The organism is Nocardia sp. NPDC050710 (assembly GCF_040654375.1).
Taxonomy (GTDB): Bacteria; Actinomycetota; Actinomycetes; order Mycobacteriales; family Mycobacteriaceae; genus Nocardia.
This window is the reverse complement of the sequence record NZ_JBFAHV010000014.1, coordinates 113,978-129,448: the sequence shown is the minus strand read 5'-3', so window position 1 is coordinate 129,448 and position 15,471 is coordinate 113,978. Positions and strand designations below refer to the sequence as shown.

The window sequence follows — 15,471 nt, the reverse complement described above, 5'->3', positions numbered from 1 at the left end:
GGCGTGTCGATTTTGCCGCCGCCGCGACTATCCGAGCCCGCCGCCGGCACATCGAAGTCACTGCATTCCGGGTCGTTGCGCTGGGGCCGCTTCGTCTACCGACACCGCTACCTGGTGTTGGGGGTCTTCGTACTGGCCGTCCTGCTCTCCGGTTGGTACGGCCGCGACCTGGCCGGGCGGCTGACCCAGGAGGGCTGGTTCGACGAGAGCAGCGAATCGGTGGCGGCTTCCAAAATCGCCGACGCGACCTTCGGCCGTGATACCGACAGCGACCTGATCCTGCTCTACACCGCACCCGAGGGCACCACCGTCGACGACCCGGCGGTCCGCGCGGCGGTGACCGGCGCGCTGAACCAACTGCTCGCGCGATACCCCGATCGCATCCTCAAGATCGACAGCTACTGGGACAGCCCGTTCGCGGCCAACGCCACCGACGCCTCGCACACCCATGCCTTCGCCAGCGTCGGCCTGCGCGGCGAGGGCACCGCGACCGTCGAGAACTACGCCGCGATCAAAGACGACCTCGGCGCCGGGCATGCGGGCGGGGGACCGGGCGGCACCACGGTGCAGACCGCGGGGCTGCAACCGATCCTCGCCGGCCTGAACACCGGTATGCAGAACGACATCCACCGTGCCGAACTGATCGCGCTACCGCTGGTGGCCGTCCTGCTGTACTTCGTGTTCGGCGGGGTGATCGGCGCGCTGCTCCCGGTGCTGATCGGCGGCATGACGATCTTGGGTACCGCGGGCATCATGCGGGTGTTGACCGGGCTCATCGATGTGAACGTCTTCGCGAGCACGGTGATGACGCTGGTCAGCCTCGGGCTGGCGATCGACTACGGGTTGTTCACGGTCACCCGGTTCCGGGAGGAGCTCGCGGCGGGACACACCGTCGAAGAGGCGACCGCGCGGACCGTCGCGACGGCGGGTCGCACCGTGCTGTTCTCCGCCGCGATCATCGCGATCAGCCTGGCCGCACTGTTCATCTTCCCCAATGGCGTCCTGCGTTCGGTGCCCTATGGCGGTATCAGTTCGGTGCTGCTGGCCGCGCTGCTCTCGGTTACCGCGCTGCCCGCCGCCCTGAGCATCGCCGGGCGCCGGATCGACTTCCTGGGTTGGAAACGATTCTCCCGCACCAAGACCGAAGCACAGATCGACGCCGGATTCTTCTCGCGGCTGGCCCAATGGGCGATGCGGCGGCCCTGGGCGGTGGCGGTGCCGATCGTGCTGGCGCTACTCGCGCTGGCTATCCCGTTCCGGCACATCGAGTTCGGTGGAATCAGCGAGAAGTACCTCGCCGCCGAGAATCCGGCGCGGGTGGCGCAGGAACGGTTCGACGAACTGTTCCCGAGCTTTCGTACCGAACCACTGAAACTGGTGGTGGTGGGTGCGAATCCCCAGCAGCTCAGCGATATCCGGTACGAGGCCAACCAGGTTCCCGGATTGACCGGGCGCTTCGAGCCCGGCGCGCCGACCAAGGACGGGGTGAACGTCCTCAATGCCGGGCTCGGCGACAAACGCGACGCCGACCGGGTGATCGACACGCTGCGCGCCATTCCCGAACCGCCCGGCGTCGACATCATGGTGGCCGGGGTGCCCGCGCTGGAACGTGACAGTATCAATGGGCTGCTGAAAGGGCTGCCCGCGCTGGTCGCGATCCTGATGGCCGCGGCACTGGTGTTGATGTACGCCGCGTTCCGCTCGATTGTGCTGGCGGTCAAGGCCGTCGCGATGAGCGCGTTGAGTCTGGTCTCCACACTCGGTGTGCTCACCTGGATCTTCGTCGAAGGACACGGGGCCGGGATCTTCCACTTCACCCCCGGTCCACTGATGTTCGCGGTGCTGGCGCTGATCGTGACAGTGGTCTTCGGGCTCTCCACCGACTACGAGGTATTCCTGTTGTCGCGGGTCGCCGAGGCCAGGGACGCGGGGGCCGACCCACCCGAAGCGATCCGCTACGGCATTGCCCACACCGGCGGTGTGATCACCTCCGCCGCAGCGATTCTCATCGTGGTGACCGGCGCGTTCGGCTTCTCCGACCTGGTACTGATGAAGTACATCGCCTATGGCATGATCGCCGCGCTGATCCTCGACGCCACGGTGATCCGTATGCTGCTGACCCCCGCGGTACTGAAACTGATCTGGCGCTGAGGAGACCTTCCATGCGAATCATCAAGGGCGCCAACCTGTTCCTGATGTTCCTGCTGGAACTCGGGGTGATCGCCGGTGCTTGCGCGTGGGGTTTCACGCTGGACGCCCCGATGGGGCTGCGTATCTCGGCCGGACTCATCGCACCGCTGCTGTTCGTCATGATGTGGGCGCTGTTCGGCGCCGCGGGTAACGCCCGCTTCCGCTTGTACGGACCATGGCGAATCGCCTTGGAGCTCATCTGGTTCGGCGGCGGAGCCATCGCATGGTCGGTTGCCGCATCGACTGCCGTCGGACTGACCTTCTTCGCACTGTGGGCGATCAACGCCCTGGTCCGATACCTCCTGGACGGAACCTTGATGGTCGAAGTGGGACGTATCGCTGCCGAGGATCCGACGATCCCCGCGTGACCGGGCCCTAACGGCGCCGGGAATTGTCGCGCCCGACGCCGAGCCTCCACCAGCAGCGCCGCGAGGAGCGTCCCTCCGCCGTGACACCACTCGCACGCGCCGGGGCGGGGGCGTACGAGCAGCTGGCCACCACCTACGACTTGATGACCTCCGCTTACACCCCCCGCGGTCGACTGCGGCATAGCCTCGTCCCGTCCATGGTGGGGGCGCTATCCCGGGCTCGACGTGTAGGGGCGTCAGCCCGGGGGCGCAGAATGACATGCGGCACCGACAGATTCAGGGCGCGAGTGTCGGAGAAAGAGCTAACAAGACTTGTTGAACACCAACCGTTTTCAACGCGTTTGTTGGACACCACCCCTGTGACTCGCGGGTCTGAGTAGCGGTGTTCTCGCGGCGTCGGGTGGCGCGGGTTTCGGGCCATTCAGGTGGTGGTGCCGATGACGAGGGTGCTGGCGGGCGGTTTCGACGACGTCGGCGGTGATGGTGTGGAGTTCGTTGATTCGCATGATGCGCTGGATCTGGGCGAAGAGTCGTTGCAGGAGGCGGAAGTTGCCGCCGGTGATACGGGCGACGGCGGCGACGGCTTGGGCGTCGGTGAAGTCGTCGGCGTCGAGTTCGAGGCCGAGTTTGTGCCAGTGCCGGGACAGCACGAATGTGAGTTCCTCGCCTGTCAGCGGCCGGTAGTGGTGGGCGAAGCCGACGCGGCTGTAGAGCTGCGGGTAGCGGGCGAAGATTTTCTCGATGCCGGGCATCCCGATGAACAGCAGGCCGTGGTCGCCGCGGTCGTATTGGTCGCGCAGGTGCTCGATGGCCGGGCGCGGGCAGGCGTTCGGACTCGTCGATGACCACCAGCTCGATGTAATCGACTGTTTCGTGCTGACGCTGCGCTGTGTATCCGTTCTGGATGTGGGCCCGCCGGGGGCGGTGCACCGTGTGCGGATCAGCGGGCGATCGAGATCGCGAAGGGCGCGAATCCGCTGGACCGAATCACGTGCGGTACGAACAGTATCGCGGCCTCCGTGGCGCGAGCGGTCTGGATCCCGCCGAGATCAGTGATCCACTCCTTGCGCCAGCCGAGATTGATGAGTAGTTCACGGACGGCCTGCTTGGCCTGCGGGTCCTCGCCGGAGAGAAAGGCATCGGGCGCCTGGGTGAGCGTGGCTGGCGCGGACATCACCGGGAAGAGCATGGTGTTGAGTGTCTTGACGACGCGCGTTTCGGGGAGCGCTTCCTGGAGTTGCTCGGCGAGGCTCGAGCCGGGGTAGATCAGGTCGGCGGGCAGTCCGTCCGGTCCGTCGACGGTGGCGTTGGAGACGTCGACGAGGATCTTGTCGCGCAGTTCCTCGCGCAGGGCTACGAGCCGGTCCAGCGAGCCGGCGCCCGGGGTGGCGTTGATGACGATCTGGGCTGTCCGGGCAGCATCGGCGGCGGCGCCCGGCGCGCGGTCCGCCACGGTCACCTCATGCCCTGCCCGGGTGAGGGCTGTGGCCAGGTTGCCGCCGACGCGGCCGTTTCCGAGAACTGCGATCGTGGTCATGATGATCTGATCCTTCCGTGCGTGCAGGTTGTGGTGCGCGGTCAGCGTGAGAGCGTGGCGACGGCCTCGGCGTGGACGCCGGGCGCGGCGGCCAGGAAGCTCTCGCTCTGCGGGGTCCAGGGGTGGCCCTCGGCGTCGGAGATCTGTCCGCCCGCCTCGGTGACGAGCAGCGCCCCGGGCAGAAGGTCCGCGCGGGCGCCGGCGAACTGCCAGAAGGCGTCGATCCGGCCGGCGGCCACGTTCAGCAGGTGCAGTGTCGCGGGCACAGCGGTGCGGACGACGAGCGCGTCGAAGAGCATCGCGGTGATCGAGGAGCCGACGCGCCGCACGACCTTCTCGTCCTCGTCCGGCCGGGCCTGGCTGGTGGCCACGATGCTCAGGCCCAGGTTCACGGTCTGAGAGACGTGCAGCGGCCGGCCGTCGCGGTAGGCGCCCGCGCCGGTGAGCGCGGTGTAGGTCTCGCCGGTCAACGGCAGGTGGACCGCGGTGAGCACCGGCTGGTTCTCACGCACGAGGGTGGCGGTCACCGCCCACTCCGGCAGGGCGTGCAGGTGGTTGACGTTGCCTTCGGCCGGATCCACGACCCACCATTCGCCGGGCGGCAGCGCCCCGCCGTCCAGTTCGTCCTCCACCCAGCCGGCGTCCGGGCGCAGGCGCGTGAGGCGGGGGCGCAGAATATCGAGGGCCGTGTCGTCGTTGGCGGCGAGCGTGCGCATCAGCTCTTCGCGGCTCCGGTAGCGGACCACCTCGCCGAAGCGCTCGCGCAGCGCCGAACCAGCCGCGCGCACGGCGATCGCGGTCTGGCCGAGCAGGTCGGCGTCGGAGGCGGCGACGTCAGTGGTCTGAAGCGTTTCGGACATGGCGGTACTCCCGTGTGAGAAGGGGTGATGAGACCGGTCGGGCCAAGCTGTGCGTTCCGTCTTGCGCTCTCGTCTCGAAGGTATACAGCCCTTTAATTAACTTCAACTGCATGTCAAGCACGGCTAGGATTACTCACATGCAATTGGATTTGAACCTGCTCGCCGCGCTCGACGCGCTGCTGGAGGAGGGAAGTGTGGCCGGGGCGGCTGCGCGCCTGCACGTCACCGCCCCCGCGATGAGCCGGAGTCTGGGCCGACTCCGGCGCACGACCGGGGATCAGATCCTGGTGCGCACCGGCCGCACGATGACCCCGACGCCGTATGCGATCGCCGTCCGGGAACAGGTGCACGAGCTGCTGCAGCAGGTCCAGGGGGTGCTGGCACCGAGCCGTGAACTCGATCTGGCAACGTTGGAGCGAACTTTCACACTCCGCTGGCACGATTCCCTGGTCGCCTCGAGCGGCCCCGCACTGCTCGCGGCCGTGCGCGGACAGGCGCCGGGCGTGCGATTGCGCTTCGTCGCGGAATCGAGCATCGACACCCCCGAGTTGCGGCGCGGCGAGGTCGACCTGGAGGCGAACGCCAACCGCCCGAGCGCACCGGATATCCGTGCCGAGAACGTGGGCGAGACCCCCCTCGTCATCGTCGTGAGGCAGGGGCACCCCCTCACCCGCGTCAGGACTGTCACCGCAGAGCGGTACGCCGCCGCTGAGCACGTCACTGTCTCGCGACGTGGAAACCTCAGCAATGCCCTCGACGACGCCCTCGCGCGGCTCGGCCTCACCCGCCGTGTGGTAGCGACCGCGCCCACGGAAGCGGCCGCGCTGGAGTTCGCGCGCGGCTCCGACATCCTGATCAGCGTCCCCGAAGCCACCACGCGGTCAGCGGTCGCCGACCTCGGCCTGGTCGTGCTCCCCCTCCCGCTCGAACTGCCGTCGGCACCGATATACCTGTCGTGGCATCAGCGCTACGACACCGACCACGCCCACGCCTGGCTGCGCGGACTGGCGCGAACCGCGCTGGCCATGTGCGGAGCGTCGTAGTCGGCGCCGGCGAGATGGCCAGCAGGGGCGCCAGATGGTCGAGGATGCGGCCGGCAGCGGACTTCGAGGCCCCGGAACAGCCGTTCGACGCCGAGCGATACAAACAGCGTCACGCGGTCGAGTGCGGAATCGGTCAGCTGAAGGAAACCGGGCCGTCGCTACACGGTTCGACAAGCTCGCCGTCCGCTACCAAGCCGTCCTGCACATCGCTGCCATCAACCAATGGCTACGACACGGCGCCCTGGCACACCGCGGTGCCCCGGCGATCAGCGGCGGACGGGCAGGACCAGCTGGGCGCCGGTGACGGGGTGGTCGAGCACTTCGACAGGGTGCTGATAGACGCGGGTGAGTAGGTCGGTGGTGAGGACCTCACGCGGTGGGCCGTCGGCGGCGATGCGGCCTGATTCGAGGACTGCGACGCGGTCGGCGTAGGCGGCGGCGATACCGAGGTCGTGCAGCACCACCACGACGGCGGCGCCCGCCGCGGCGCGGGCGGTGGCCAGGCGCAGCACGGCCTCCTGGTGGCCGAGGTCGAGGGCGGCGGTGGGTTCGTCGAGCAGCAGGGTGGCGGTGTCCTGGGCGAGGACGCGAGCCAGGGCGACACGGGCGCGTTCACCGCCGGACAGGGTCGGAAATGACCGGGCCGCAAGGTGTTCCACGTCGGCGGCGGCCAGTGCGGCGTCGATGCGTTCATCGTCGTGGTCGCTGCGCGCGGTGCGCACCCACGGAGCGCGGCCCATGGCGACCACTTCGCGGGCGGTGAACGGGAAGCCGACGGTATGGGTCTGCGGCAGCACCGCGCGACGGCGCGCCATATCCAGTGGGGTCCAATGGGTGAGCGAGCGGCCCTCGAGTTCGACATCGCCCTCGGTCGGGGTGAGCTCACCGGCCAGCGCGGCCAGCAAGGTGGATTTACCCGCCCCGTTCGGGCCGACCAGGGCAACCACCTCACCGGCGACGACATCGAAATCCACCGCATCGAGCACCCGCCGCGCCCCCGAAGCGCCGCGCCGGTCGATGCTGACCCCGTCCGCGCGCAGTGTGACCGCACCCCGATCCGGCACGGCGGGCAATTCATGAGCCCGCCCCAGCACCGCACCGAGACCCTGAAGTACCCCGGTCACACCGACTCCCTCCCCACACGTCGTGATCTCATGCCCAGCCTCCCGAGCGGGCACGGGTGCGGCGCAGCAACCAGAAGAAGAAGGGACCGCCGATGAGGGAGGTGAGCATGCCGAGGGGCAGGTCGGCGTTGTCGACCAGGGAGCGGGCGGCGACATCGGCGGCGAGCAGGACCACGGCGCCCAGGAGGGCACTGAGGGGGATGAGCACGCGGTGGCCAGGGCCGACGATCATGCGCACCAGGTGCGGAACGATCAGGCCGACGAACAGGATGATGCCGGTGAAGGCGACGCCCGCGGTGGCGAGGATCGCGACGATGATGATCACGTTGCGGCGCAGGCGCTCCACATCCACGCCCAGGTGACGGGCGGCTGATTCACCGAGCGCGAGCAGGTCGAGACGGGGCGCGATGAGCACCGCGGCCAGCACACCGACGGCGGTGAGCGAGGTGACCACGCCGACCGCCTCCCAGGTCGCGCCGTTGAGGCTGCCCAACTGCCAGAACACGATCTGATCGCGTGCCGCGGGGGTGGCGACGAACAGCAGGAAGGCGATGAGCCCGCCCGCGAAGGCATTGATAGCGACGCCGGTGAGCACCAGGGTCACCACCTCGGTACGTCCATTGGACCGTGACAACAGATACACCAGTGCCGTGGTGAGCAATCCGGCGACGAACGCGGCCGCCGCCACCGACCATGCCGCGACGAACGCGCCACCGACCACGATGACGGTGCCCGCGCCGACCGCCGCACCCGCCGAGACCCCGATGACGCCGGGTTCGGCCAGTGGATTCGCGAATACGCCTTGGAGCAGCGCGCCCGCCGTGGCGAGTGCGGCGCCGACCAATATCGCCAGCACCACCCGCGGGAACCGCACCTCCCACAGCGTCACCTCACCGGCCGGGTGCGCGGGCATCGGTCCCCAGTCCACACCGATCCGGTGCAGGACGCTGCCCGCCACCTCGGCGGGCGTGGTCGGTACCTGCCCGATCGCCGCCGATGCCAACGCCAACACCACCAGCGCCGCGATCGTCACCGCGAACACGAGAGTCGTGCGCGACCACCCCCGCGATTGCGCTGCGCTGACCAGCAGATTGCGCTTGTTCGTCGACGACGAGCCCGACGAATCGGTGGGCGCTGGTGCGGGTTCGATCATGCGTGCCCGGTGCCGTACACGGCCTCGCTCAGTGTGGCGATGACTCGGCCGGTGTTCGGGCCGAAGCTCAGCAGGACCGCATCGGCCATATCCACCACACGCTTATTGCGGCCCGCGGGAGTTTGGGCGATGCCGGGAATCTTCTGCAGGCCGTCGACGCCGCCGACCGAGCTCAGTCCGTCGGACATGACCAGCAGCACGTCGGGCGCGGCGCTGATCATCGCCTCGGAGGTGATGGTGGTGTAGGGCTCCTTCAGCCCGGCGGCGGTGCCCGCGTCCCGGGCGCCGATGGCGGCGATGAGCGAGTCGGCGCCGGAGCCGGGTCCGGCGAGCATGGTGATGGCGGTGCTGCGCAGGTAGATGAACGCGATATCCAGCGGTGGGTCCTGCTTGGGCACCGTGGCGCTCGCGGTGGCGATCTCGTCGCGGGTGCGCTGGGCCAGCGCCTGACCGGCGGCGGGGACGCCGAGCGCACCTGCCACCGCCTCGATCTGCGGGATCACACCGTCCATGGTCCGTTGCGGATCGAAGTAGACCACGGTGACCCCGGCCGCGCGCAGCTGCTCACGCACCGCGGGCGCGGCGCTGGTCGTGTCGGTGAGGAATACCGAAGGACGCAGCGCCAGAACGGATTCCACATTCAGCGAACCGCTGCCGCCGGTCACATTCGGCAGCTGCTGTACGGCGGGGAAGGCGGCGGCGGTGCTGCGGCCGACGAGCTTGGAGCCCAAACCCAGCGCCCACACCGTCTGTGCCAAAGTGCCGAAGCGGTCGGCGGCGATGATGCGGTCGACGCCGTTCACCGTGACCTCGGCGCCGTCGAACGAGCGCACCCTCGCGGGCAGCACGGGTGTCGGTTCCGGGCCGATCGGCACCGGGTCCAGATTCGCCAGGCTCGCGGTGGTGTGGCCGGTTTGGCCGGACGACGCCGCGCCGCCGTCGCTACCGCAGGCCGCGGACCCCACCAGCAGGGTCAGCGCGAGCAGGGCGAGGATGGGGCGGCTCCAGCCGGATCGCGCGCGGGACTGCCACCGCGCCGGGACGGACGAACCACCAGACCTCGCACTCCTCATGTAGGCGAGCCTAATCTGTGTCATTCCGCGCGCGCGCTGACGTCGTCCAGTGCGGCCGCGATCGCCCGCGGCAGTTCCAGTGTCTCGGCGGCCATCACCCCGGTCAGCTGCCCGATATCGCGGGCGCCGACGAACATGCTGGCGATCCCGGGGCGATCCCGGATCCAGGCCAGCGCCACCGCCAACGGCGATGTGCCGAGGCCGTCGGCAGCGGTGACCAGCGCGTCGACCACCCGGGTCGCGCGATCGTCGAGACGGTGGCGGATCTCGGCGGCGGTGGCCTCGTCCGCACCCCGCGAATCGGCGGGCACCCCATCGCGGTATTTCCCGGTCAGGATGCCGCCCGCCAGCGGAGCCGAGGCGATCACGCCGACGCCGTGGTGCTGGGCGGCGGGCACGAAATCGTCCTCCGCACCGCGCGCCAGCAGTGAGTACGGGGTCTGCGCGGCGGCGATGGGCGCGACCGTGGCGAGGCTGGCCAGCTGCCAGGCGCCGAAACCACGCACGCCTGCGTAGCGGACCCGGCCCGAGCGCACGGCGTACTCGAGGGTGTCCGCGACCTCGTCGAGTGGGGTGCGCGGATCCCAGGCCGCGACATTCCAGATGTCGAGGTAGTCGGTGCCCAGTTCGAGCAGCGTTCGATCCAGCTGCCGCAGCAGGGTGCGGCGCGAGGCGTCCACGGCCGGGTGGGCGGGTTCCGGCGGCGGCACACCCGATTCCACCCGCGGTCGATCCGCGGGCACGACCCCCGCGCAGCCGCTGAGTACCAGCTCGTCCCTGCCGATCAGATCTCCGAGCAGATCGGCGAGAATCCGCTGCGCGACGCCGCCCGCGTAGGCGGGGGAGGTCTCGACCAGGGTGCCGCCCGCCTCCGCGAACGCCACCAGCTGCACAGCGGCATCATCGGAGTCCGTCTGCGAACCCCATGTGTGGGTCGCCAGTCCGATCCGGGACACCCGTAGTCCGCTGCGGCCGACTGTCCGCTGTTCCATCACCGTGTCCGCGCTTTCGTCACGGCGCCAAGAGTAGTGGGCGCGGACCGCCGAATGCCGTCTCTGGGCAGAGCGAACCGCGGCACACCCGCGAATTCGGTGTCGAACCACGGTGTGAGCAGCGACGTTACCGATTTCGACGCCGACGCACCGACACCGGAACGGCACCGGCATCCGGTGATCTCACCGCCCGAACGCCCGCTGCCGCACCGGCGCCGAGCGGGTACATTGGCCGGGCATCGGGGGTACGGCCCGAGCCTGTACTGTCGCTGCGGGATTGCGGCGGCGTACGCGTCGACGCAATCCGTATGGGCCAATTGCCCAGCGAGAACGGATATTTCGTGCGGTAGGAGAGGAGACGCGATGCCAGCCGATCATCGGGTGCGCAGCGGCGTCGCGCTCTGCGGAACGGAGGAGGTTTTGTGGGCGAGTCGATGACCTGGATACAGGCGCTGGTTCTAGGCCTGGTGCAGGGACTCACCGAGTTCCTCCCGATCTCCTCCTCGGCGCATCTGCGCATCGTGTCGTCGGTGTTCTTCGGTGACGACGCGGGCGCGTCCTTCACCGCCGTCACCCAGCTGGGCACCGAGGCGGCGGTGCTGGTGTACTTCGCGAAGGACATCGGGCGGATCGTGCGCGCCTGGTTCACGACCCTGCTCATGCGGCTGAAGGAACGGTCCGCGCAGACCGTCCCGCTCGCCGATCAGCCCACCAGGAAGCTGCCCGTCATCACCGGGGACTACGCGGCCGACTTCCGGCTCGACGAGGACGCGCAACGCGAACTCGACTATCGCATCGGCTGGTACGTGATCATCGCTACCATTCCGATCGGCGTACTCGGCTTTCTGTTCAAGGATCAGATCCGCACCGGCGCCCGCAATCTGTGGCTGGTGTCGTTCATGCTGATCGCCTTCGCGCTGGTGATCGCCGCCGGTGAGTACTACGGCCGCAAGATCCGGTCGATCGAGCAACTCACCACCCGTGACGGTCTGATCATGGGTTTCGCGCAATGTCTCGCGCTGATCCCGGGAGTCTCCCGTTCCGGCGCCACCGCCACCGCGGGCCTGTTCCTGGGATTGGAACGCGAAGCGGCCGTGCGGTTCTCATTCCTGCTCGCGATTCCGGCGGTCACCGCGTCCGGTCTGTTCAGCCTGCCGGACGCCTTCGAACCCGCCGGTGAAGGGCTCAATGCCAGTGGCCCGCAACTGCTGGTCGCCACCATGCTGGCATTCGTCGTCGGGTACGCGTCGGTGGCGTGGCTGCTGAAGTTCGTCGCGCGGCATTCGCTGGACTGGTTCGTCGGATACCGAATCCTGCTCGGGCTGACCCTGATGGGTCTGCTGGCGGGCGGGGTGGTGCAGGCGACGTGAGTACCGCTGTGGCCGAACCCGGTCCGGCCGCGCCCATTAGGCTGTACCGATGACGGTGATCCTGTTGCGGCACGGCGTGTCCACCTCGAACACCGCCCGCACTCTCGCAGGCCGCAGCGCAGGCGTCGACCTGACCGAGCGCGGCACCGAGCAGGCCCGCGCGGTCGCCGACCGGCTCGCCGGGCTGCCGATCGAGCACATCGTGCACTCGCCGCTGTTGCGCTGTCAGCGAACGGTGGGGCCGCTGGCCGAGAAGTTCGGGCTGGAACCGGAGTACGACGATCGGCTGATCGAGGTCGACTACGGCGATTGGACCGGCAAGGCAATCGCCGATCTGCTGACCGAACCGCTGTGGAAAGTCGTGCAGCGGCACGCCTCCGGCGCGGTGTTCCCGGGTGGGGAGGGACTGGCGCAGGTGCAGTCCCGCGCGGTCGCCGCGATCCGCGAACACGATCGCGCCTTCGCCGAGAAACACGGGCGTGACGTGCTGTGGGTGGCGTGTACGCACGGCGACGTGATCAAATCCGTGCTCGCCGATGCGCTCGGCATCCACCTCGACGGATTCCAGCGCATCGTGGTGGAACCCGCATCCATCAGTGTCATTCGCTACACCCCGACCGCCCCCTACGTGTGGCGCCTCAACGACACCGGATCCGACCTGAGCGCACTGGCTCCGCCCGAACGTCCGGGCTCCGGCCCGAGCGCCGCCGCGAGCGGTCCGGTCCCCGGCGGGGAGCTAGGCGGTACCCCGAGTGCGGATAATGGGAATGCGGAGCATTGAAATTCCTTGTAAACGAGTAGGTGGCGTGTCGGATGTCCGCGCGCCGCGGGTAGTCGATCAGGGTCACGTATCAGGAGGTGCAGATGGCACGAGCAATCCATGTATTTCGCACCCCCGATCGTTTCGTCGCCGGGACCGTCGGTGAGCCGGGCGATCGCGCGTTTTACCTCCAGGCCGTACAGGAACCACGGGTGGTGAGCGTGCTGCTGGAGAAGCAGCAGGTGAAGGTGCTCGCCGACCGGATGGGTCTGCTACTGGACGAGGTCGCGCGCCGCTTCGGTGCCCCCGTGCCGCCGCAGGCCGACGATGTGACCGATACGGCGCCGCTGGTGACGCCGATCGACGCCGAATTCCGGGTCGGCACCATGGGCCTTGGTTGGGATGCCGACGCGGGTGCGGTGGTGGTGGAGTTGCTGGCGATCACCGAAACCGAGGTCGACGAATCGGTGGTGCTCGACGACACCGAGGAGGGCCCCGACGCCGTGCGGGTGTTCCTGACACCGGTGCAGGCGCGGGAGTTCGCGCTGCGCTCGACCCGGGTGATCGCGGCCGGACGCCCGCCGTGCCCGCTGTGCGGCGAGCCGCTCTCGGCGCGCGGGCATATGTGCGTGCGCACCAACGGATACAAGCGCGGCGATATCTTCGGCACGGCCGAACTAGAGGAGTGATGCGTGGCCGGCGGGCAGCAGCGAAGCGACTTGGGGGCGGGCACCGCCGATGGAGCGCGGTTACGCACCGGTGAGTTGACGGTGATCGGGCGCATCAGCGTCGCGAGCAATGTCACCCTCGTCTGCGATATCGCCGACACCACCGAACCACCGTTGCGGGTGGTGTACAAGCCGGTACGTGGTGAGCGCCCGCTGTGGGATTTCCCGGACGGCACCCTCGCGGGCCGCGAAGTGGCCTCGTATCTGATCTCGGATGCGCTGGGCTGGGGTGTCATCCCCGAAACCATCCTGCGCGACGGACCATACGGGCCCGGGATGGTGCAGCGCTGGGTGGAGTCCGTCGACAATCACACCGATCAGGGCAACCGACTGGACCTGGTGGACCTGTGTCCGCCCGGCGCGGTGCCCGACGGCTTCAAAGAGGTGCTGCGGGCGTTGGACCCGGCGGGCAACGAGGTGTCGCTGATCCACGCCGATGACCCCCGACTCCAGCGGATGGCGGTGCTGGACGTGCTGCTCAACAATGCCGATCGCAAGGGCGGGCACGCGCTGGAGGGTCTCGACGGTGCGGTGTACGGAGTGGACCACGGCATCTGCCTGCACCGTGAGGACAAACTGCGCACCGTGCTGTGGGGGTGGGCGGGTCAACCTGTCGATGACGGGCTGATCGCCGATATCGAGGCTTTCACGAAGGTCCTGCCCGGACCCGTCGCCGACGCACTGTCGGAACACATCACCGATGCCGAGATCGACGCGCTCGTCGGCCGCACCGAGGAACTGCTGGAGTACCGGGTGATGCCGCTACCGCACAGTTCGCGTCCGATCCCCTGGCCCGCGTTCTGATCGTCGGCTCTGCGGTGAAGACCACCGACCCGCGTTAGCCGACGATCGCTCTGAGCTTCCACTCGATGGCCATCCGTGCAGCGTCACCTCAGCCCAGTAGTGGGCGGAGAACAGTCACGGTGCCGAGGTAGCTCTTGGCAGGCTCCCGATCGGTCTCCAGGGTGACCCCGGCAGGGCCTCCCTCGGCCACGCGCCATGTTCCAGACTGGCCCCATGCTGCGATACCGACTCTTCGGCACGACCGGGCTGCGCGTCTCCGAAATCATCCTCGGCACCATGGGCTTCACCGACGCGCGGGAATCGCGCCGGATCATCGACGCTTATGCCGCGGCCGGGGGCAATGTGCTCGACACGGCCTCGGCCTATGGTGACGGCGAGTCCCTGCTCGGCGAAATTCTGGACCACCGGGATCGTTTCGTGCTCGGCACGAAGTACACGCTGTCGCGCGACACCGATGACGTCAACGCCGCGGGCAACCATCGTAAGAATCTGACGTTGTCACTGGACCGCAGTCTGCGACGGTTGCGCACCGACTACATCGATATCTTCTGGGTGCATGTGTGGGATCGCCACACCCCGATCGAGGAGACCATGCGCGCGCTCGACGACGCCGTGCGCGCGGGCAAGGTCCTTTATCTCGGTATTTCCGACGCTCCCGCGTGGGTGGTGGCGCGTGCGAATACCCTTGCGCAGTGGCGTGATCGGACCCCGTTCGCGGGTCTACAGGTGCCCTACAACCTTCTCCAGCGCGATATCGAACGCGAATTGCTGCCGATGGCCGAGTCCTTCGGGATGAGCGTCACCGCGTGGGCGCCGATGGCGGCGGGCAAGCTGTCGGGCGGACGCACGCGGGTCGACCCGGCGACGCTGACCGATCGGGAACGCGCCGCAGCCACCGCCGTCGCGGAGGTGGCGGCCGAACTCGGCGCGCGTCCCGCACAAGTCGCGATCGCCTGGACCCGTCATCGTTCCCGCGCGGTACTCCCGATCGTCGGCGTCAGCACCGCCGATCAGCTCACCGAGAACCTGGCCGCCGCCGAACTCGTGCTGCCCAACGAAGCGGTGCGGAGGTTGGAGGGCGCCGTCGAATTCGAGCGAGGCTTTCCCGCGGACTTCATCGCCGACTGCGAAACCCACCCCTTCGTCTTCGGCGCCGACGCCACCCGAGTCGACGGGCGCTGAGCCGGGCCGACACCGGAACGGTTCGGTGCGGTGCAAAACCCCGTAGGGGGTTGCGACCCCGTGGGGATTACGGCAGGTTGGGGGCATCGAATCGCGGATGTACCGGTCGGGTGGTCCGAATCCGACGGCTGCTCCGCGGATCGGCTCCGCGATCATCGGTTCCTCGAGAGCCAAACTATTGACATTCGGGGAGCGTCGCATTTGCGCAGGTCCGCACCCGGTGCCGCGGAGCCGTGGACCGCGTCTGGACCGGGTCGGCAGGCAATGATCTCCGCCACACCTTTACC

Annotated in this window: 15 protein-coding genes; 9 read left to right on the top strand and 6 right to left on the bottom strand. The window is 68.6% G+C overall.

Going from position 1 to position 15,471, the window contains the following annotated elements; genetic code table 11:
- Window positions 1–3 precede the first annotated feature (3 nt).
- From AB0H61_RS23190 to AB0H61_RS23180, 3 genes are all read left to right on the top strand, one after another.
- Complete coding sequence (locus AB0H61_RS23190) at window positions 4–2,151, top strand: MMPL family transporter (protein ID WP_357307787.1); 2,148 nt, start codon at window positions 4–6, stop codon at window positions 2,149–2,151.
- 11 nt (window positions 2,152–2,162) lie between these two features.
- Window positions 2,163–2,558 (top strand): YrdB family protein, encoded by a 396-nt coding sequence (locus AB0H61_RS23185; protein WP_357307785.1) that lies wholly within the window; start codon window positions 2,163–2,165, stop codon window positions 2,556–2,558.
- Between the two features lie 425 nt (window positions 2,559–2,983).
- A complete protein-coding gene (locus tag AB0H61_RS23180; RefSeq protein WP_357307783.1) occupies window positions 2,984–3,403 on the top strand; it encodes a hypothetical protein in 420 nt (139 codons plus the stop codon).
- 95 nt (window positions 3,404–3,498) lie between these two features.
- Here AB0H61_RS23180 and AB0H61_RS23175 read toward each other — a convergent pair whose 3' ends face one another.
- A complete protein-coding gene (locus AB0H61_RS23175) occupies window positions 3,499–4,095 on the bottom strand; it encodes an NAD(P)-binding domain-containing protein (RefSeq protein WP_357307781.1) in 597 nt (198 codons plus the stop codon).
- A gap of 41 nt (window positions 4,096–4,136) precedes the next feature.
- Window positions 4,137–4,955 (bottom strand): 3'(2'),5'-bisphosphate nucleotidase CysQ, encoded by an 819-nt coding sequence (locus AB0H61_RS23170; RefSeq protein WP_357307779.1) that lies wholly within the window; start codon window positions 4,953–4,955, stop codon window positions 4,137–4,139.
- Window positions 4,956–5,092: 137 nt separating this feature from the next.
- On the opposite strand from AB0H61_RS23170, the gene AB0H61_RS23165 reads away from it, so the two are divergent.
- Window positions 5,093–5,998: a LysR family transcriptional regulator gene (locus AB0H61_RS23165; protein ID WP_357307777.1), complete on the top strand. Its 906-nt coding sequence runs from the start codon at window positions 5,093–5,095 to the stop codon at window positions 5,996–5,998.
- Between the two features lie 266 nt (window positions 5,999–6,264).
- On the opposite strand, the gene AB0H61_RS23160 is transcribed toward AB0H61_RS23165, so the two are convergent.
- From AB0H61_RS23160 to AB0H61_RS23145, 4 genes are read right to left on the bottom strand one after another with little or no spacing between them, the layout of a single operon-like run.
- Complete coding sequence (locus AB0H61_RS23160) at window positions 6,265–7,092, bottom strand: heme ABC transporter ATP-binding protein (RefSeq protein WP_357307919.1); 828 nt, start codon at window positions 7,090–7,092, stop codon at window positions 6,265–6,267.
- Window positions 7,093–7,150: 58 nt separating this feature from the next.
- Window positions 7,151–8,275, bottom strand: coding sequence for an iron ABC transporter permease (locus AB0H61_RS23155; RefSeq protein WP_357307775.1), 1,125 nt, complete (start codon window positions 8,273–8,275; stop codon window positions 7,151–7,153).
- Entirely contained in the window at window positions 8,272–9,348 is a 1,077-nt protein-coding gene (locus tag AB0H61_RS23150; protein ID WP_357307773.1) for an ABC transporter substrate-binding protein, read from the bottom strand. Before AB0H61_RS23150 ends, AB0H61_RS23155 begins: the two co-directional genes overlap by 4 nt.
- Before the next feature lie 20 nt (window positions 9,349–9,368).
- Entirely contained in the window at window positions 9,369–10,340 is a 972-nt protein-coding gene (locus tag AB0H61_RS23145; protein ID WP_357307771.1) for an aldo/keto reductase, read from the bottom strand.
- Window positions 10,341–10,762: 422 nt separating this feature from the next.
- On the opposite strand from AB0H61_RS23145, the gene AB0H61_RS23140 reads away from it, so the two are divergent.
- The 5 genes from AB0H61_RS23140 (at window position 10,763) to AB0H61_RS23120 (ending at window position 15,184) form a co-directional block, all read left to right on the top strand.
- The gene (locus AB0H61_RS23140) at window positions 10,763–11,710 is read left to right on the top strand and encodes an undecaprenyl-diphosphate phosphatase (protein WP_357307769.1); all 948 of its coding nucleotides are present in this window, start codon (window positions 10,763–10,765) and stop codon (window positions 11,708–11,710) included.
- A 49-nt stretch (window positions 11,711–11,759) separates the two neighbouring features.
- Window positions 11,760–12,491 (top strand): histidine phosphatase family protein, encoded by a 732-nt coding sequence (locus AB0H61_RS23135; protein WP_357307767.1) that lies wholly within the window; start codon window positions 11,760–11,762, stop codon window positions 12,489–12,491.
- Window positions 12,492–12,574: 83 nt separating this feature from the next.
- A complete protein-coding gene (locus tag AB0H61_RS23130; protein ID WP_357307765.1) occupies window positions 12,575–13,159 on the top strand; it encodes a DUF3090 domain-containing protein in 585 nt (194 codons plus the stop codon).
- A gap of 30 nt (window positions 13,160–13,189) precedes the next feature.
- Window positions 13,190–14,002: an SCO1664 family protein gene (locus AB0H61_RS23125; RefSeq protein WP_357307917.1), complete on the top strand. Its 813-nt coding sequence runs from the start codon at window positions 13,190–13,192 to the stop codon at window positions 14,000–14,002.
- 213 nt (window positions 14,003–14,215) lie between these two features.
- Window positions 14,216–15,184, top strand: a complete 969-nt coding sequence (locus AB0H61_RS23120) for an aldo/keto reductase (protein ID WP_357307763.1) — start codon at window positions 14,216–14,218, stop codon at window positions 15,182–15,184.
- The last annotated feature ends 287 nt before the right edge of the window (window positions 15,185–15,471 follow it).